Here is a 17,970-nt window from a genome sequence, read left to right on the forward strand (position 1 = left end):
ATTTAAATAAAGCTTCTTTGCTTTGCAAAGCTTTACTCATAATGACACAAAACCAATCGTAAATTTAATCTCTTAGATTGCCACGACAGCATTGCTGCCTCGCACTGACAACAGCAAGCATCGAGGCAGTGTTTTTAGCTTGCGAAATGCAATAATAAATGCAAGAGTAAGGAATTTCCCTAGAACGCTTCGGCGTTGCACGCCTCGCAATGGCAAATTTTGCACCACTGCGAGAATTTGCAAATTTAAGCCAAAACTAAAATTTAAAATTTTAATTCCTAAAACTATGAATCGGCGCAGGTATTTGCCCACCTCTGGCGATAAATTCAGCCGACGAAGCGGAATTTATACTCATCACTGGCGCAGAGCCTAGCAACCCGCCAAACTCGATCATATCGCCCTTTTGGCCTAGCGGGATAATGCGCACGGCGGTAGTTTTTTGGTTTATCACGCCGATTGCGGCCTCATCAGCTATCATCGCTGAAATCGTAGCTGCGGGCGTATCGGACGGAATCGCGATCATATCGAGCCCCACAGAGCAAATCGCCGTCATCGCCTCTAATTTTTCCAAATTTAGAGCGCCAGCCTTGACCGCCTCTATCATGCCCTCGTCCTCAGAAACCGGTATAAACGCCCCAGACAGGCCTCCTACTTGGTTGCACGCCATGACGCCGCCTTTTTTGACCGCGTCGTTTAAAAGCGCAAGCGCAGCCGTCGTGCCGTGCGCACCCACGCGCTCCAAGCCCATTTCTTCGAGCACTCTCGCCACAGAATCCCCCACAGCAGGCGTCGGAGCTAGCGATAAATCCACAATGCCAAATTTCACCCCCAGCCTCTCGCTAGCCATTGAGCCGACCAACTGACCTATGCGGGTGATTTTAAAGGCGGTTTTTTTGACGGTTTCAGCGAGTATATCAAAGCTCTGTCCGCGCACCTTTTCTAAGGCGCGTTTGACCACGCCAGGGCCTGATACACCGACATTTATGACGACATCAGACTCGCCTACTCCGTGAAATGCGCCCGCCATAAAAGGATTATCCTCGACGGCGTTTGCGAAAACTACGAGCTTAGCGCAGCCAAATTTGCTTAAATTCGCGGTTTGTTTGATAATCTCGCCCATATCGCGCACAGCAGACATGTTTATGCCGGTTTTGGTCGAGCCTACATTTACGCTAGCGCAGACGCGCTCAGTTTTAGCTAGGGCGCGCGGGATTGAGCGGATTAGGATTTCATCGCCCTTTTGGTAGCCTTTTTGCACTAATGCACTAAAACCACCGATGAAATTCACACCCACAGCGTGCGCGGCCTCGTCTAGCGTGCGTGCAAAAATCGTGTAATCATCTAAATCCGTGGCTGCACCGATGAGCGAAATCGGCGTTACGCAGATGCGTTTATTGACGATTGGGATACCAAGCTCGGCTGAAATTTCATCGCCAACAGCTACCAAATTTTCGGCTTTTTTTGTGATTTTGGCGTAAATTTTCTCGCAGGCTTTTTCGGGGTTTGCGTCGATACAATCAAGAAGCGAAATGCCCATTGTAATGGTGCGGATATCGAAATTTTGCTCCTCGATCATTGAGATTGTTTCGGTTACTTGCTTGATATTCATTTGCGCGCCTTAGATATTGTGCATGGCGTCAAAAATCGCCGAGCTTTGGATATTGATTTTGACATTTAGACTAGCTCCGAACTCTTCAAGCTCACTGCGAAGGGCCGTGAAGTCCTTTTTATCATCGCTACTGACCACCGCCATCATTGTAAAAAACTCATCTAATACGGTCTGCGTGATATCGTCGATATTAAGCCCAAGCGCGGCTAGCTTGGTAGCTACGCCAGCTACGATGCCGACTTTGTCCTTGCCGACTACTGTTACGATTGCTTTCATGTGTGTCCTTGTAAAATGTGAAATTTAAAGGGGGATTATAGCAAAATTGGAGGGAAATTTGGAATTTTGAAATTCCAAATTTTAGCTTGCGCCCTCTCTTTTTAAAACTATTTGTATGGTTTTTAGAATAATTACAAAATCCATATAAAGCGTCCAGTTTTTGACATACCAGATATTCATTTTCACCCTATCGCCAAACTCCGATTTTTCGCGGTCGTTAATCTGTGCTAGTCCTGTTACGCCAGGGCGAACTTGCAACACAATATCCCTTTCGTATCTCGTCGCATCGCCCATTTCAAACTCTTTTTCTAACACCGGTCTAGGCCCTACGATACTCATATCGCCTTTTAGGACATTTATGAGTTGCGGAAGCTCATCAATAGAGGTTTTGCGTAAAAAATTTCCAAGCTTTGTTATGCGAATATCATTTTCGTATTTGTGATATTTTTGATAATACTCGATTTCTTGCGGATTTTCCTCTAAATATTTTTTAAACATTTCATCGCAGTTTTCTCTCATCGAGCGAAATTTCAAACAGCCAAAAGTCTTACCATATCTGCCCATTCTAGGGTGAGAGAAAAAAATGCTACCATGCGGCTCGTTTATTTTCATAGCTATTATTACGACAGCGAAAATCGGCACAAGCAAAGGCATAGCACACATTATCATCGCGATATCAACAAAGCGTTTAAAAAACCTATTCATCGGTTTTAACAGCGAATTTTCCAGCATAAATAAATTCGTGCGAGAGTTAAAAAGGCTGAAAATTTCCCCACCAGCAAAATCATATCCTTGCAAAGCGGGAGTAAAAATCACCTCGCGGTTTTTGATGACATTTTCTTCGACCAACCTGTTTAGCTCGTCAATACTCTTTAAATTTTTATTTGCAATAAAAACGGTCTCGTAGTCGTCGCCACGGGTAAATTTATAGCCCAAATAGTGGTTTTTAAAGATTTCACGGCGGAATTCCTTATCGCCGTTGATAACCCTAGCGTTTTTTTGCCAAATTCCCACACGGTAAAGGTATTTTTTAAGAAAAAATTTGCACATCGGTATCAAAACCGCGCACAAACCAAACGCCAAAAATATCACAAATCGCGAGTGCGAGACATTTTTGTTAATCGCAAGCAAGAAAAAAATCATCACCAGCGCAAACATACACGATGAAAACACAATGTAACTTTCATGCCAAAAATCATAGCGTTTGGTGTAAATTTTGCGATACGCTAATGTGCCGATAATCAAAACATATATAAAAAACGAACCAAGATAGGCGGTATAATGCTGATGAGTGTTACCAGCAAAATCAAATTCTATGAAATTTCTCACGCTCACAGCGATGAAAAATGATATCAAAATGCACAAAACATCAGCTACTAAAAGTATAGCCATAGCATAAAATTTTTTCATAATTAAATTTTCCAAAAATAAATTTGCGACATTGTAGCCAAATTTTAGTTTAATTTCGATAAAATTAGAACTTTTTAAGATTTTTGAAATAATTGAATTTTCGAAAAACGAAATTCAAAGCTCATTTTTAGGGCAAATTTTGGTTTAAGGATAAAAATTGAAAAGTATAAAACGCGTTATAACTTATGGCACATTTGATATGCTTCATTATGGACATATAAATTTGCTTCGCCGTGCAAAAGAGCTCGGCGATTACCTTATCGTAGCACTTTCGACTGATGAGTTTAACTGGAATTCAAAGCAAAAAAAATGCTATTTTTCATACGAAAAGCGCAAACATTTGCTTGAAGCGATTCGCTATGTAGATCTTGTGATCCCCGAAAATTCATGGGAGCAAAAAAAAGAAGATGTGCATTTATACCATGTCGATACTTTTGTCATCGGCGATGACTGGGAAGGCAAATTTGACTTTTTAAAAGACGAGGGTTGCGAAGTGGTTTATCTAAAACGAACGCCGGAGATTTCAACAACACAGATAAAAAAAGACTTAAAAGACAAGGAAAACAAATGAGCGAAAATTTAATGAATTCAGCCAATTCTCAAAACGACGAGATTGATATTTTTGAATTATTAGGCAAAATTTACAAAGGTAAATTTATAGTTTTAGGCGTTACACTCGCCTGTTTTTTGCTTGGTGTTTTGTATTGTTTGATTGCCACGCCGTGGTATAGCGCAAAGGCTAGAATTTCAGTGCCTTACTACAAAAATTTAGAAGAAAATAAAAAAGAGCTTTTAGTCGAAGCCGATATGATAATAAATAAAATTCAAAGCAAATATATCGACGCTCTTAAAGGTCAGCCAAAAGAGAGTGCATTTGTAAAAAAAGTAACCCCAGCAGGACAAAGTGGTACAAAAAATAACTTAAATGATTTTTTTGATATTGAAGTTTTTGGTAAAAGTAACGATGAAGCCATTGCATTGATAAATAAAATTGTAAAAGAAGAGCAAAACATTTACAAAAACGAAATCGGGTTACAACGAAAAAATTTGCAAAACGAGATATCCATAGCCAAAGACAATATCGCGAATTTGACAAATCAGGTCAAACAATACGATACAATTTTAATCCCAGATAAAGATAAAGAGATTGAAAACTTAAAAAATGTAGTGATTGCAAAACTGCAAGAGGATTATAAAAATTTAGTTGAAGTTGTAATTCCGAATTTGGAAAACGATATAAAAAATATAGAAGATGAAATAAAATCCGGTGCGACAGGCGGAAATTTGCTCATTAACCTTAAAGAACAACTTGTGGATTTAAGAGAACAATATACTACTACTACTACTACTACCAAGCGTCAAATCGAGAGCGATTTGCATGATATTGAATTTGTAAAAATAGCTGAGGCACAAAGACAAAAAGAAGAGTTAGTGTCTGAATCAAGCGATTTAAATTCAATAATCACAGAGACTAGAAATAAAATGGAAATTTTAAATGGAGCTTTAAGCCCTTTGCACCTTAGCAATGTAGAAATCAAAGACGATTTTATAGTAATAAACGAAAATCCAGCAAAACCAAAAAAACTTTTAATCGTAGCAATCGCGACATTTTTAGGTGGTGTTCTGGGTATATTTTGGGTTTTGCTAAAAGGCGAAATCTCAGCGAGAAAAAATCTAAAAGCCTAATAAATTTTAAAAAGCGATAAAATGGCGATAAATCCTAAAATAGTAAAAAATATAGCTTGGCTTTTATGCGAACACGGAGTTAGGATAGTAATGGGCTTAGCCGTTACTATGATTTTAGCTCGTGTGTTAAGCGTAGAAGAGTATGGGAATTTTCAGTATATTTTAGGACTTGTTGTTATTTTTTCAGCTCTTTCATATATAAATCCCGCTGAAATCGTTGTTCCGCGCCTAACAAATGCTGACGCAAATGAACGCAAAATTATAATGGGAAACGGCTTTGTTATAAGGTTTGTTTCGTCGGTGATTGCGTATTTAGCGTTGCTTTTGTTTGTATTTTTTACAGATGACATAAAGATTTTTTATTTAAGCGTTGTTATGGCTTCGTCTATTTTAGTAAATGAAAGCTCTGCGATTATCACGGCATATTTACAGTCGCAAACTATGATAAAATATCGCTCTGTTTTGGTTATGGCAACACATATAATCAAACTTTTAATGTTTTTAGCTTTTTATTATTTGGGTGTTACAAATATCTATGCCTACGGCTTTGCAACAGCTTTTGAGCTATTTATGATAGCTTTTGGGCTTTTGGCAATTTATAGAATTTTAACAAAAGAGTGGTTTTTTACCTATGAAAAAGCTCAAATTTACAAATTTTTAAAATTAGGTTTGCCTTTTTTTGCAGGAATTATTTTGATGATAGTTTGTAGACGAGTTGATTTTATGTTTTTGAAACATTTAGGCGATGAATTCTCTCTTGGGCTTTATACTTCAGCCATATCGCTTTTAACTATTGCAACGGCAATTTCACCTATCATAGCAATTTCATTTGCACCACTTTTTGTATATAAATTTGATGATATAAAAATCATAAAATCAAATGTCTTAAAACTTGCATTTGGCATGTTTGTAATGGCGATTTTAACGGCAGTTATTTTGTATTTTTTAGCTCCATTAGTTATAAATTTGATTTTTGGAGCTAAATTTAATGGAACAATTCCTGTATTTAAATTTTTGCTTTTAGTTTTACCACTTATATTTTTAGATGAAGCATTAAATATTTACATCATTAAAATGCAACTTGGAAAAATTTTGATTTATAAATGGGTTTTGGTTTTGCTATTTTCTAGCTTAGGCTATATTGTTTTTATACCGAAATTTCTAGCTTACGGCACCGTTATGGGGTATAGCTTAGGATACTTGGTAGCGTGTTTGTTTGGGTTTTGGGTGATGTTTGGATACAATACAACAAATTTAAAGGCAAAAAATGAAATCTTACATAGTTAGTATAATAATCCCTGTTTATAATGTCGAAAAATATATCGTTAAATGCGCTACAACACTATTTGAGCAAGATTTCGATAGTATTGAGTATATTTTTGTAAATGATTGTTCGCCTGATAATAGTATGCAAGTTTTGCAAAGCGTTATAGAAAAATATCCAAATAGAAAAAATGATATAAAAATCATAAACAAACCACAAAACGAAGGTTTGGGTCAGGCTAGGAAAACAGGCTTTGAAAGTGCGACTGGCGAATATATTTTGCATATCGATAGCGACGATTGGGTTGAGTTTGATATGGTAAGTTCTATGTATAAAAAAGCGAAAGAAGATGATGCTGATATTGTAGTGTGCGATTTTTACGAAAATTATTCAAATAAACAAATTTATATAAAGCAGGATTTAGTTTTTGATGACTATGAAACTTATCTAAAAGATTGTTTTACTTTAAAAAATAAATATGTCAGTATATGGTCTAAATTTTGCAAAAAAAAAGTATATGAAAAAATAAAATTTCCAACTTTTTCTAATGCAGAAGATTTTTTTCTTCACATACAAATGTTTTATTACTACTATGGTAAAATAGTGCATTTTAATAGAGCGTTTGTGCATTATAATAGAATAAATGAAAGCTCTATAACATATCACAATGTGTCAGAAAAAAAGATAAAAGAGTTAAAAGCCTTTAATTTAGAAATATTAGAATTTTTTAAGAAAAACGATATTTATGAGAAATTTATAGAATATCACTATATGGGATTGCTATATAGAATCGTTGTTGTGAGTGGTGGAAAATATAAAAAATATATTAAAGACATTTGCCTAGAAGCAAATAAGCTAAAATATATTTGGAATAATTATGGGTTAGATTTATTAAAAAAGATTGTTGTTACTTTTAACTTTTTTAATATCAATATGTATGCAATATTAAAAAATATACAAGGCAGGGCATAGTGAAAATTTTATAATTTTATAAAATCAAAAAATTTATTATTAAGGAGATAGATATGATTATATGTAATGCACAAATTTTAAATAACAAAGTGGGCGTAGTGTATGAATAGTAAATTACTTGGTTTATCTTTAATGATAAACCCTATTCTATCTATTTTTACCAGTATATTATTAAAAATAGATATAAAAAAACACTACATTTTTATTGCCATATTTTTTGGTTATATAGCTATGCTTTTGGAACCATCGCAAAGCGTGGCTTTTATAAAATCAGATGATATAATGAGACATTATGAAAGATATGAAGGATATAACTCATATGACTTGGGCTTAGATTTTTTTTCCTATTTAAAAGAAACATCTAATTACAATAAAGATTTATTTATACCATTTGTATATTATATTGGCAATTTATTAAATTTAAAAAAAGAAATATTACCTTTTATATCTGTTTTTATATCATTTTTTTGTATTCTTAAAATTTTTTATATACTATTTAATAATAAAAAAGTAATAAATTTAAATTTTTTATTTTTAATAATAATATTATTTATAGATTTTCGCGCTGCAGCTCTTGGTATTAGATATTATCCTGCCATTTGTTTGATAACATATGGACTATTTTCATATTTTTATGAGTCAAGGTATAAAAAAGCTTTTTTCTTAATTTTGTTTGCAAATATTATGCATATTGCTACTTTTACTTTTACTATGATATTTATATGTTTTATATTCATAAAAAAAATTATAAAACAAAAATATTTTTACCTATTGTTTTATCTTACAATTATCATATTATTTATTCCAAATTTATCTACTTCTGTTTTTTATATTATTTCACCCTTATTACATTTAGATTTATCAGCTTATACAGATGGATATTGGGCAAAAGAATTTATCAGTGATTTAAGCATAAGTGGTCTTATGTACTTTTTTATGTTTAAATACACAAATCTATTATTTATCTTTTTTACAATCATATATTTAAAAAATAGGGTGAAACAAGTAAATTTATATAATTTTCTTATTTTAACCTGTTTTCTAACTTCTTTCTTCCATGAATTTGGTTCAATGTTTAGTAAATTTTTGCAATTTTGGTTTTTATGCTCTATAATATTATGGTTGATATATTTTAGCGAAAATAAAATCAAAAAAAATATTTTATATATTATTTTTTCAATAACTTTTATTTTATTTATTTCTAATGTTTATACTATGCGTTACTTTATTAATGAAACCCTAATAAAATTGATTTTTCCGACAATTTATAATATATTGTTTGATAGCATTCCTTATGAAAATTTCTTATACAATGATGCTACTGGAGGTATAGTATGAAAATTCTTCAAATCGCTCGGATGAATAAAGGAAGTGGCGTTGCTTCTTTTTTAATGAATTATTACAGAAATATTGATAAAAATAAATTTGAATTTATTTTTGCTACCGATTTAAATAGAGAAAATGAAAATTATAAGGATGAAATAGAAAAATTAGGTGGCAAATTTTATATTATAAAAAAATATAAAAATATTTTTTCTTATATGAAGTCTATTTATAATATTATAAAAACAGAAAAACCAGACATTATCCATTCGCACGAATTCGTAGTAAGTATATTGCCACTGTTTATTGCAAAATTGTGTGGCATAAAAGTTAGAATAGCCCATAGCCATAGTAGTTATGTAAGTTCTAAGGTTAAAATTTATATAACCAAATGGTTAAGAATATTTTTTAGTCTTGTAGCGACAGATTTATGGGCATGTTCTAAGGAAGCTGGAGAGTTTTTGTTTGGAAAAAACAAAGATGTTAAAATCATTAATAACGCCATAGAATATGAAAAATTTAAATTTAACGAAAATAAAAGAAATCTTTTTAGAAAAAAATTAAATATAGATAATAAAATAGCTATTGGGACAGTAGCTCGTTTTCAAGCCATAAAAAATTACCCCTTTTGTATAGAAGTATTTGAAGAATTTCACAGAAAAAATGAAAATTCAGTTTTAGTTATCTGTGGCGATGGAGAATTAAGAAGTGAAATTGAGATAACAATACAAAATAAAAAATTAGAAAATGCTGTTATTTTGCTTGGAAATACACCAAATGTCAATGAAATTTTAAATTCTTTTGATATATTGTTATTAACTTCTCACCGTGAAGGATTGCCCATGGTTTTAGTAGAAGCACAAGCAAATGGTTTAAAATGTTTCGCACCAAGCCAAGCTGTTCCAAAAATTTGCAATATTAATGATAAATTGATATTTTTGGATAATTACGATAAAAATACTTGGGTGGATGAAATCTATAAAAATTTAGAATATAAAAGAGATAATATGAGTATAGAAATTTTTGAAAAATATAGATATGAAATACATAGCGAAACAAAAAAACTAGAAAATAGCTACATAGAATTATTAAATTTAAGGAAATAAAATGGTTAATCATTATGATTTAGTCTTTATCGGTGCAGGTTTGTTTAACGCAACAATTGTTAGCAAAGCACTTAAAAAAGGCAAAAAATGCCTTGTCATAGATAAGCGAAATCATATCGCAGGAAATATCTACACAGAAGAAACTCACGGCATAAATGTCCATAAATATGGCGCTCACATTTTTCACACGGGCGAAAAAGAAATTTGGAATTTCGTGCAGGAATTTGCAGAATTTAACAACTACATAAATTCGCCGATTGCGAATTTTAATGGCAAACTTTATAATCTGCCATTTAATATGAATACTTTTCATCAAATTTGGAGCGATGTTATCACGCCAGATGACGCCAAAAACCGCATAGAAGCCCAAGCAAAAGCAATGAAGATGGCTTTAAATGGAAATGAGCCAAAAAATTTAGAAGAACAAGCCATTTCGCTCATCGGCAAGGACATTTACGAAATTTTGATAAAAGGCTACACACAAAAGCAATGGGGACGCAAATGCACTGAGCTACCGGCTTCTATCATCAAACGCCTTCCTGTGCGATTTACTTTTGATAACAACTACTTTAATGACCGCTATCAGGGCATTCCGATAGGCGGTTATACAAAAATGGTCGAAAAAATGTTTGAAGGGGCTGAAATTAGATTGAATACCGACTTTTTTGACGAAAAAGATAGCCTATTAAATTTGGCTGATAAAGTTGTATTTACAGGCATGATAGACGAATTTTTTGATTATAAATTCGGTGAATTAGAATATAGAAGCCTGAAATTTGAAAGTGAAGTTTTGGAGTGCGAAAACTATCAAGGCAACGCGGTTGTTAATTATACTGACGATAAAACGCCATTTACACGCATAATCGAGCATAAGCATTTTGAATTCGGCACCCAACCAAAAACAATCATCACGCGCGAATATCCAAAAACATGGAGCAGGGGCGATGAGCCATATTATGCTGTAAATGACACTAAAAATAGCGAGTTGTATCAAAAATACAAAGCCCTAGCCGATACCCAAAACAAAGTGATTTTCGGTGGCAGACTTGGTATGTATAGATACTTCGATATGGACGATACGATAATGGCTGCTCTAAAAGTAGCTGATGAGATTTTGTAAAGGTAAAAAATGCAAGAAAATTTAGTTTCTATAATTACTCCATGCTATAACGGAAGCAAATATATAGGCGAAACGATAAAATCGGTCTTGGCTCAAACATACAAAGAGTGGGAGATGATAATAGTCGATGATGGTTCAAAGGATAATTCGGTCGAGATTATCGAAGAATTTGCACAAAAAGATAATAGGATTAAGCTAATCAAACAGCCAAATGGTGGTTCAGCAAACGCTAGAAATAATGGCATACGAAATGCCAAAGGCAGATATATAGCACTTTTAGATGCTGATGATTTATGGGATAATAATTTTTTAGAAGAACAACTTAAATTTATGAAGGAAAAAAATGTAGTTTTGGTCTATGGCTCATACAGACGCATAGATGAAAATTCAAATGAAATCCTAAGACCATTAATCGCAAGAGAAAAATCAACACTAAAAGATATGCAAAGAATGTGTTATATAGGTTGTTTAACCGGGCTTTACGATAGTAAAAAATTCGGGAAAGTCTATCTAAAAGAAGAGTTAAAAAGTATAAGGGATGACTACGCATATTGGCTTGATATTATGAATTTCCAAAAGGTTGCTTATGGAAATCAAAAAGTCTTGGCAAGTTATAGGGTTTTGGTAAATTCCGTAACTGGCAAAAAAGCAAAACTTATAAAAGCACAATACAATTTTTACAGAAACTACCTAAAACTAGGATTTTTTAGAAGCGTTTATAATACCATTTATTGGGGTTGCAGTGGGTTATTTAAATTTTTTGGTGTTTTAGGGAGGGTTGTAAAATGACAAGTAAAAGAATTTTGTATCTTGATGTTTTAAATATAATCGCAATTATATCGGTTATAGCGCTTCACTGTAATGGAATAGTCCATAAATATCACACAGAAAATTCTTGGGCTCAAAGCTTAGTCGTTGAAACTGTATTTTTCTTTGCTGTTCCATTATTTTTAATGATTAGCGGTGCAAATTTGTTAGGCTATATTTCAAAATATGACACACAGACATTTTTCAAAAAGCGTTTTGCAAAAGTATTATATCCTGCTATATTTTGGATATGCATAGCATTTATTTGGAGAATTTTTATACTCAAAGCTATTTCATTAGAAAATGTCGGTATTGTCGAATTTATCAATATGGTCTTTATAAATAAAGAAATGCCGATATATTATTTTATTTGGTGGATATTGGGTCTTTATTTGACTATACCTATTTTAACACACTTGACTACCGATGCCAAATATCAATCTGTTTTATGGTATGCGGTTGGAATATTTTTTATTTTTAACGCTTTGATTCCAAATTTATTAAAATTGGTTGGTATCAATTGGAACAATTCATTTTCATTACAAATGGGGGGGGTAGTCATATACGCGATACTCGGCTATCTTCTTGCTGTATCAAATATAAGTAAAAAACTAAGATATATTATTTATGCTTTGGCTATATTTGCAATTATTTATAGATATTCTTTTACATATTTTCAATCAAAGGAAGCAGGGAAAGTAATAACAATAACTTGGGGATATTTTCAGTTTCATGTGTTTTTCTTGACTTCTGCAATTTTTCTCTTTGTTAAAAATATGAATTTAGAAAAGTTGCAAAATAACGCAAGAATAACTAAAATACTAGCAAATATCGCAAATTGCAGTTTTGGTGTATATTTATGTCATATGATAATTGTGCATTATGAATTATCTATTTTTGGTATTGATGAATATTCATTACAGTGGCGAACAATAGGAATAATAACAACTTATATTATTTCATTAGCGTTAGTGTATTTGCTAAAACAAATACCTTTCATAAGAAGAGTAGTGGCTTAAATTTTGGTATTTTAGGTAAGATGATTAAATAGATACTTAAACAAATCATCGAGTGTATTAATAAAATTTCTATAAATTTTTAATTAAAATTACAAATATTTATAAAAAACTTTGCAAAATTTAGGAATTGATTTGTGAATTTAAAATTTCAAATAGCCAAAATCCAAACTATGCAGTATTAATATCTTACTTTTAACTGCTATAATAAACGGCTTGAATAAAAATTTTAGGAGCCACATGAAAGGTATAATTTTAGCCGGTGGTAGCGGGACAAGGCTATATCCGATAACTAGAAGCATTAGCAAACAGCTTTTGCCGATTTATGATAAACCGATGATTTATTATCCGCTTTCTGTTTTGATGCTTGCTCATATTCGCGATATTTTGGTGATTTCAACTCCGCAAGACATAGGCAAATTTAAAGAACTTTTAGGCGACGGAAGCGATTGGGGGCTAAATTTGAGCTACGCAGTCCAACCAAGCCCTGACGGTCTTGCACAAGCTTTTATAATCGGCGAAGAATTTATCGGCAAAGATAGAGTTTGCCTAGTTTTAGGCGATAATATTTTTTACGGGCAAGGTTTTAGCGATTTGCTAAAAAATGCCGTAAATAGAGAAGGTGCTACGATTTTTGGTTATCATGTAAAAGACCCAGAACGCTTTGGGGTAATTGAATTTGACGAAAACAAGCAAGTTTTAAGCGTAGAAGAAAAACCACAAAATCCAAAGTCAAATTTCGCTGCAACCGGGCTTTATTTTTATGATAATGATGTCGTAGAAATCGCTAAAAATGTTAAGCCTAGTGATCGTGGTGAGCTAGAAATCACTAGCATTAATCAAGAATATTTAAAACGCGGAAAACTCAGCGTCGAATTGCTTGGTCGTGGTTTTGCATGGCTAGATACAGGCACTCATGAGACACTTTTACAAGCAAGCGCGTTTGTGCAAACCATACAAAATAACCAAGCCACGCAAGTAGCTTGTCTTGAAGAAATCGCCTATGCAAACGGCTGGATAGATAAGGAAAAAATTTTAAATATCGCAAAATCGCTTTCTAAAAATGAGTATGGCAGATATTTAAAAAATTTGGTGGGCGAAAAATGAAAAATATCTTAGTAACGGGTTGTGCCGGATTTATCGGCTCAAATTTTGTGCCGTATTTTTTGGAAAAATATGAAAATTATAAAATCGTAAATTTGGATTTGCTAACTTATGCCGGAAATTTAGAAAATCTTCGCGAATGTGAAAACAATCCAAGATATAAATTTATAAAAGGTGATATTTGCGATAGAAATCTCATTGACGAGCTTTTTAGCGAGTTTAAATTTAGTGGCGTTATTCATTTTGCAGCCGAAAGCCATGTGGATAATTCTATAAAAAATCCAAGCGTTTTTGTTAAAACAAATGTGCTTGGCACACATACGCTAATTGACGCGGCTAAAAAGTGTTGGCTAGACGAGCCGTTTAAATATAAAGACGAATTTAGGGGTGCTAGATTTCACCATATTTCAACCGATGAAGTTTATGGAAGCTTGGGTGAGAGCGGGTATTTTAGCGAGACTACGCCATACGCTCCAAATTCGCCGTATTCTGCTTCAAAAGCGGGTTCTGATATGATAGTTAGAAGCTATCATCATACTTTTGGGCTCGATACGATTATTACAAATTGTTCGAATAATTATGGTTTTAAGCAACACGACGAAAAGCTAATCCCAACTATAATCCGCAATGCTTTAAATGGCAATAAAATTCCGATTTATGGAGACGGCAAAAATATAAGAGATTGGCTTTTTGTGCTTGATCACTGCAAGGGAATTGATTTAGCTTTTCATAAAGGCAAAGGCGGAGAAACTTATAATATCGGTGGCAGAAACGAGCGAACAAATTTGCAAATCGCACATAAAATTTGCGAAATTTTAGATGAAATTTGCCCAAAAAGCATTAGCTATAAAGAGCAAATCGCTTTTGTAAAAGATAGAGCAGGGCACGATAGACGCTATGCGATTGACGCTAGTAAAATCGAAGGAGAGCTTGGTTGGAAGGCTGATGAAACCTTTGATAGCGGTATAATCAAAACCGTAGAATGGTATGTGAAAAAATATGCTAAGTAGTTGTAAAATTTTAGAATTTAAAGAATTTGGCGATGAGCGGGGCTTTTTGGTAGCACTTGAAGCAAATAAAAATGTGCCGTTTGATATAAAAAGAGTTTATTATATTTATGGTAATAAAAACGGCGTAGATCGCGGATTTCACGCTCATAAAAATTTAAAACAAATCGCCGTTTGTGTAAGTGGCGCTTGCACATTTATTTTAGATGACGGAACAGAAAAAAAAGAATTTAGGCTAGATAAGCCAAATTTAGGACTTTTTATTGATAATTTTATTTGGCGAGAGATGAAAGATTTTAGCGAAAATTGCATAATTATGGTTTTGGCTAGTCGCTATTATGAAGAAGAAGATTATATTAGAGATTATGATGAGTTTTTAAAGGTCGTGCGATGATACACCAAAGTAGCGAAGTCCAAAGCAAAAATATCGGCGAAAATACAAATATTTGGCAATTTTGCGTAGTTTTAAAAGGCGCAAAAATCGGCAAAAATTGCAACATAAATTTCAATGTTTTTGTGGAAAACGATGTGCAAATCGGCGATAATGTGACGATTAAAAGCGGTGTTCAAATTTGGGACGGCGTGAGAATCGAAAATGACGCTTTTATAGGTCCAAATGTTACTTTCACAAACGATTTTTTGCCACGAAGCAAACAATATAAAGAATTTGCAAAAACAACTATACAAAAAGGCGCAAGTATTGGTGCAAATTCGACTATAATTTGTGGTGTAAATATCGGAGAATACGCTATGGTTGGGGCTGGAAGCGTGGTAACTAAAAATATAGGCAAACAAGAGCTTTGGTATGGAAATCCGGCTTGTTTTAAAGGATATGTCTGCAAATGTGGGCAAAAATGCGATGAAAGTTTAGTTTGTAAAGATTGTAAAAAGGAAGAAAAATGATACCGTTTTTGGATTTAAAAGCATTAAATTTACAATACAAAGACGAACTCAAAAGAGCTTGTGAGCGAGTTATTGATAGCGGTTGGTATATTCACGGAAGTGAGTGCGAAGCATTTGAAGATGAATTTGCCAAATTTTGCGGAAGCAAATTTTGCATTGGCGTAGCAAACGGACTGGACGCGCTAAATTTGATTTTTAGAGCCTATAAAGAGCTGGGTGTGATGAGTGAAAATGATGAGGTCATAGTCCCTGCAAATACCTATATAGCGTCAATTTTAGCGATTTCTATGAATAATTTAAAACCGGTTTTAGTCGAGCCAAATTTAAACTCATATTTGCTCGACGCCAATAAAATCGAAGAAAAAATCACGCTAAAAACAAAGGCGATTTTGCCCGTTCATTTATACGGACAAACTTGCGAAATGGATAAAATTTTAGGCATTGCAAAAAAATATAATCTAAAAGTCGTCGAAGACTCGGCTCAGTCGCACGGAGCATATTTTGGCGAGAAACGAAGCGGAAATTTAGGCGATGCGAGCGGTTTTAGCTTTTATCCGGGTAAAAATTTAGGCGCACTTGGAGATGGCGGAGCAGTTACGACAAATGACGAAAGTCTAGCAAATACCATAAGAGCCCTTGCAAATTATGGAAGCCACAAAAAGTATGAAAATTTATATCAAGGCATAAATTCTCGCCTTGATGAAATCCAAGCAGCTATGCTTAGAGTGAAGCTTAGGTATTTGGACGCTGAAATTTCGGCTCGTAGGGAAGTGGCGGATTTTTATTTAAACAATATAAAAAATGAAAATTTAATCTTGCCGTTTGAGTTTGGCACAAATGCAAAAGAGATAAAAAGCCATGTTTGGCATATTTTCGCCGTTCGCTCTAAAAATCGCGATGAGCTCCAAAAATATTTGGCAGAACACGAAATTCAGACTTTAATCCACTATCCAATCCCGCCACATAAGCAAATGGCTTACAAAGAGTGGAATAATCAGAGTTATCCGATAAGTGAGCAAATTCACGCTGAAATTTTAAGTTTGCCGATGAGCGGTGTGCTTGAAAAAGAGCAAATTCAAAAGGTCGTGGAAGTTTTGAATTCGGTGGATTTATAATGAAATTTAATAAAATCATAAAAAAAGTTTTATTAATTGATTTTTTTCGAAAACAAAAACAACTCAAAATTGCAAATAAAACACAAAAACACCATGAAAATATTATTTTAAAATTACAAAATTCGAAAAAAATCAGATTTGCTTCGTATGTCGTTTTTGACAGCACTTTTGGCGCAAAAAAACTTTATGAGCTGATGAAAAACGATGATAAATTTGACGCTAAAATTGTCATCGTGCCAGATACTGCAAGGGGCGAAGAAAATCTAAAAAAATGCTACAACGCCACAAAAGAGTTTTTTATAAAAAACTATGGCAAAGAAATGGTTTTAGATGGCTGGGACGAAAAAACGGGCAAATTTTTAGATCATAGCGATAAATTCGACATAATTTATTTTGCAAATCCTTATGACGCTATGGTGCATGAATTTCATAAAATTCGCTACATCTGCACAAAAAATATTTTACCAATTTATATAAATTACGCATTTTCGCATTTTAAATATGGTGAGCAATATATTTTTTCTCTGCCAGAAATGAGCCTTTGTTGGCGCATATTTTTGGATAACGAATTTGAATTCAAAGATTTTAAAAAAGTTGCACTTTTAAAAAGCAAAAACACAAAAGTAACAGGATATGCCAAAATGGATAGTTTTATCCCTAAAAAAATAGAAAATCATAAAAAAACTATTCTCATTGCGCCACACCACACGATTAAAAACAACGCTCTAAAACTTTCGAATTTTTTAGAATATTATGATTTTATCCTAACATTGCCACAGAAATTTCCAAATGTTCGTTTTATCTTTCGTCCGCACCCGCTTTTATTTACAAATTTACTAAATCAAGGCTTTTGGAGCAAAAAGCAAATTGATGAGTATTTAGAAAAAATAAAAAGCGTTATGGAATGTTCTAGCGGTGGGGATTATTTGGATATTTTTAACGAAGCTGATGGCATAATACACGATTGTGGTTCGTTTATTTCAGAGTGGCTTTATAGTGGCAAAAAAGGCTGCTTTGTCTCATTTGATAATCTCGTTTTTAACCAACTTAACGAATACGGTAAAATCGCACTTGATTATTATTTTATTGCTAAAAATACAAACGATATTATTTTGTATATAAATGATATTCTTAGCAACAATAATGAAATTTTAAATTTTCAAAATTTAAAAAGTGAAGTTATGATAAATTACCCATTTGCTTCGCAAAAGATTATTGATGAAATTAAAACAACTCTAAATTTGGAATAAAA

General features: G+C 33.2%; 18 protein-coding genes. 15 read left to right on the top strand and 3 right to left on the bottom strand.

Annotated features, from left to right (window positions below):
• Nucleotides 1-271: 271 nt before the first annotated feature.
• The 3 genes from OFN73_RS02395 to OFN73_RS02405 form a co-directional block, all read right to left on the bottom strand.
• Entirely contained in the window at nt 272-1,609 is a 1,338-nt protein-coding gene (locus tag OFN73_RS02395; RefSeq protein ID WP_270862071.1) for a PFL family protein, read from the bottom strand.
• 9 nt (nt 1,610-1,618) lie between these two features.
• Nucleotides 1,619-1,885, bottom strand: coding sequence for an ACT domain-containing protein (locus OFN73_RS02400; RefSeq protein WP_270858301.1), 267 nt, complete (start codon nt 1,883-1,885; stop codon nt 1,619-1,621).
• An 81-nt stretch (nt 1,886-1,966) separates the two neighbouring features.
• Entirely contained in the window at nt 1,967-3,295 is a 1,329-nt protein-coding gene (locus tag OFN73_RS02405) for a sugar transferase (RefSeq protein ID WP_270862072.1), read from the bottom strand.
• Nucleotides 3,296-3,452: 157 nt separating this feature from the next.
• On the opposite strand from OFN73_RS02405, the gene tagD reads away from it, so the two are divergent.
• The 15 genes from tagD (at nt 3,453) to OFN73_RS02480 (ending at nt 17,968) form a co-directional block, all read left to right on the top strand.
• A complete protein-coding gene (gene tagD / locus OFN73_RS02410; RefSeq protein ID WP_333720433.1) occupies nt 3,453-3,866 on the top strand; it encodes a glycerol-3-phosphate cytidylyltransferase in 414 nt (137 codons plus the stop codon).
• Nucleotides 3,863-4,981, top strand: coding sequence for a Wzz/FepE/Etk N-terminal domain-containing protein (locus tag OFN73_RS02415; RefSeq protein WP_270862073.1), 1,119 nt, complete (start codon nt 3,863-3,865; stop codon nt 4,979-4,981). The genes tagD and OFN73_RS02415 overlap by 4 nt, the downstream gene beginning before the upstream one ends.
• 21 nt (nt 4,982-5,002) lie before the next feature.
• Nucleotides 5,003-6,268 carry an oligosaccharide flippase family protein gene (locus OFN73_RS02420; protein ID WP_270862074.1) on the top strand — a complete coding sequence of 422 codons (1,266 nt, stop codon included), beginning with the start codon at nt 5,003-5,005 and terminating at the stop codon, nt 6,266-6,268.
• A complete protein-coding gene (locus OFN73_RS02425) occupies nt 6,249-7,217 on the top strand; it encodes a glycosyltransferase family 2 protein (RefSeq protein WP_270862075.1) in 969 nt (322 codons plus the stop codon). The genes OFN73_RS02420 and OFN73_RS02425 overlap by 20 nt, the downstream gene beginning before the upstream one ends.
• Nucleotides 7,218-7,319: 102 nt before the next feature.
• Nucleotides 7,320-8,555 (top strand): hypothetical protein, encoded by a 1,236-nt coding sequence (locus OFN73_RS02430; protein ID WP_270862076.1) that lies wholly within the window; start codon nt 7,320-7,322, stop codon nt 8,553-8,555.
• On the top strand, nt 8,552-9,646 hold the full coding sequence (locus OFN73_RS02435; protein ID WP_270862077.1) for a glycosyltransferase: 1,095 nt from the start codon (nt 8,552-8,554) through the stop codon (nt 9,644-9,646). The genes OFN73_RS02430 and OFN73_RS02435 overlap by 4 nt, the downstream gene beginning before the upstream one ends.
• Nucleotide 9,647: 1 nt before the next feature.
• Nucleotides 9,648-10,766: a UDP-galactopyranose mutase gene (gene glf / locus OFN73_RS02440; protein WP_270862078.1), complete on the top strand. Its 1,119-nt coding sequence runs from the start codon at nt 9,648-9,650 to the stop codon at nt 10,764-10,766.
• A 9-nt stretch (nt 10,767-10,775) separates the two neighbouring features.
• Nucleotides 10,776-11,555, top strand: coding sequence for a glycosyltransferase family 2 protein (locus tag OFN73_RS02445; RefSeq protein ID WP_270862079.1), 780 nt, complete (start codon nt 10,776-10,778; stop codon nt 11,553-11,555).
• The gene (locus OFN73_RS02450) at nt 11,552-12,592 is read left to right on the top strand and encodes an acyltransferase (protein WP_270862080.1); all 1,041 of its coding nucleotides are present in this window, start codon (nt 11,552-11,554) and stop codon (nt 12,590-12,592) included. The genes OFN73_RS02445 and OFN73_RS02450 overlap by 4 nt, the downstream gene beginning before the upstream one ends.
• Before the next feature lie 237 nt (nt 12,593-12,829).
• Nucleotides 12,830-13,696: a glucose-1-phosphate thymidylyltransferase RfbA gene (gene rfbA / locus OFN73_RS02455; RefSeq protein WP_270862081.1), complete on the top strand. Its 867-nt coding sequence runs from the start codon at nt 12,830-12,832 to the stop codon at nt 13,694-13,696.
• On the top strand, nt 13,693-14,703 hold the full coding sequence (gene rfbB, locus OFN73_RS02460) for a dTDP-glucose 4,6-dehydratase (RefSeq protein WP_270862082.1): 1,011 nt from the start codon (nt 13,693-13,695) through the stop codon (nt 14,701-14,703). The genes rfbA and rfbB overlap by 4 nt, the downstream gene beginning before the upstream one ends.
• Nucleotides 14,693-15,094: a sugar 3,4-ketoisomerase gene (locus OFN73_RS02465; RefSeq protein ID WP_270862083.1), complete on the top strand. Its 402-nt coding sequence runs from the start codon at nt 14,693-14,695 to the stop codon at nt 15,092-15,094. Before rfbB ends, OFN73_RS02465 begins: the two co-directional genes overlap by 11 nt.
• Nucleotides 15,091-15,603, top strand: coding sequence for an acyltransferase (locus OFN73_RS02470; protein ID WP_270862084.1), 513 nt, complete (start codon nt 15,091-15,093; stop codon nt 15,601-15,603). The genes OFN73_RS02465 and OFN73_RS02470 overlap by 4 nt, the downstream gene beginning before the upstream one ends.
• Complete coding sequence (locus tag OFN73_RS02475) at nt 15,600-16,718, top strand: DegT/DnrJ/EryC1/StrS family aminotransferase (protein WP_270862085.1); 1,119 nt, start codon at nt 15,600-15,602, stop codon at nt 16,716-16,718. The genes OFN73_RS02470 and OFN73_RS02475 overlap by 4 nt, the downstream gene beginning before the upstream one ends.
• Entirely contained in the window at nt 16,718-17,968 is a 1,251-nt protein-coding gene (locus OFN73_RS02480) for a hypothetical protein (protein WP_270862086.1), read from the top strand. Before OFN73_RS02475 ends, OFN73_RS02480 begins: the two co-directional genes overlap by 1 nt.
• Nucleotides 17,969-17,970 lie beyond the last annotated feature (2 nt).

This window comes from Campylobacter sp. JMF_14 EL1, from assembly GCF_027737585.1.
GTDB lineage: Bacteria > Campylobacterota > Campylobacteria > Campylobacterales > Campylobacteraceae > Campylobacter_B.

Excerpts from the sequence above, each read along its gene's own strand:
- OFN73_RS02395 (WP_270862071.1), bottom strand. The coding sequence starts at position 1,609 with ATGAATATCAAGCAAGTAACCGAAACAATCTCAATGATCGAGGAGCAA.
- OFN73_RS02435 (WP_270862077.1), top strand. The coding sequence starts at position 8,552 with ATGAAAATTCTTCAAATCGCTCGGATGAATAAAGGAAGTGGCGTTGCT.
- rfbB (WP_270862082.1), top strand. The coding sequence starts at position 13,693 with ATGAAAAATATCTTAGTAACGGGTTGTGCCGGATTTATCGGCTCAAAT.
- OFN73_RS02420 (WP_270862074.1), top strand. The coding sequence starts at position 5,003 with ATGGCGATAAATCCTAAAATAGTAAAAAATATAGCTTGGCTTTTATGC.
- OFN73_RS02400 (WP_270858301.1), bottom strand. The coding sequence starts at position 1,885 with ATGAAAGCAATCGTAACAGTAGTCGGCAAGGACAAAGTCGGCATCGTA.
- OFN73_RS02450 (WP_270862080.1), top strand. The coding sequence starts at position 11,552 with ATGACAAGTAAAAGAATTTTGTATCTTGATGTTTTAAATATAATCGCA.
- OFN73_RS02465 (WP_270862083.1), top strand. The coding sequence starts at position 14,693 with ATGCTAAGTAGTTGTAAAATTTTAGAATTTAAAGAATTTGGCGATGAG.
- OFN73_RS02475 (WP_270862085.1), top strand. The coding sequence starts at position 15,600 with ATGATACCGTTTTTGGATTTAAAAGCATTAAATTTACAATACAAAGAC.
- OFN73_RS02470 (WP_270862084.1), top strand. The coding sequence starts at position 15,091 with ATGATACACCAAAGTAGCGAAGTCCAAAGCAAAAATATCGGCGAAAAT.
- OFN73_RS02405 (WP_270862072.1), bottom strand. The coding sequence starts at position 3,295 with ATGAAAAAATTTTATGCTATGGCTATACTTTTAGTAGCTGATGTTTTG.
- glf (WP_270862078.1), top strand. The coding sequence starts at position 9,648 with ATGGTTAATCATTATGATTTAGTCTTTATCGGTGCAGGTTTGTTTAAC.
- rfbA (WP_270862081.1), top strand. The coding sequence starts at position 12,830 with ATGAAAGGTATAATTTTAGCCGGTGGTAGCGGGACAAGGCTATATCCG.
- OFN73_RS02425 (WP_270862075.1), top strand. The coding sequence starts at position 6,249 with ATGAAATCTTACATAGTTAGTATAATAATCCCTGTTTATAATGTCGAA.
- OFN73_RS02415 (WP_270862073.1), top strand. The coding sequence starts at position 3,863 with ATGAGCGAAAATTTAATGAATTCAGCCAATTCTCAAAACGACGAGATT.
- OFN73_RS02430 (WP_270862076.1), top strand. The coding sequence starts at position 7,320 with ATGAATAGTAAATTACTTGGTTTATCTTTAATGATAAACCCTATTCTA.
- OFN73_RS02480 (WP_270862086.1), top strand. The coding sequence starts at position 16,718 with ATGAAATTTAATAAAATCATAAAAAAAGTTTTATTAATTGATTTTTTT.
- OFN73_RS02445 (WP_270862079.1), top strand. The coding sequence starts at position 10,776 with ATGCAAGAAAATTTAGTTTCTATAATTACTCCATGCTATAACGGAAGC.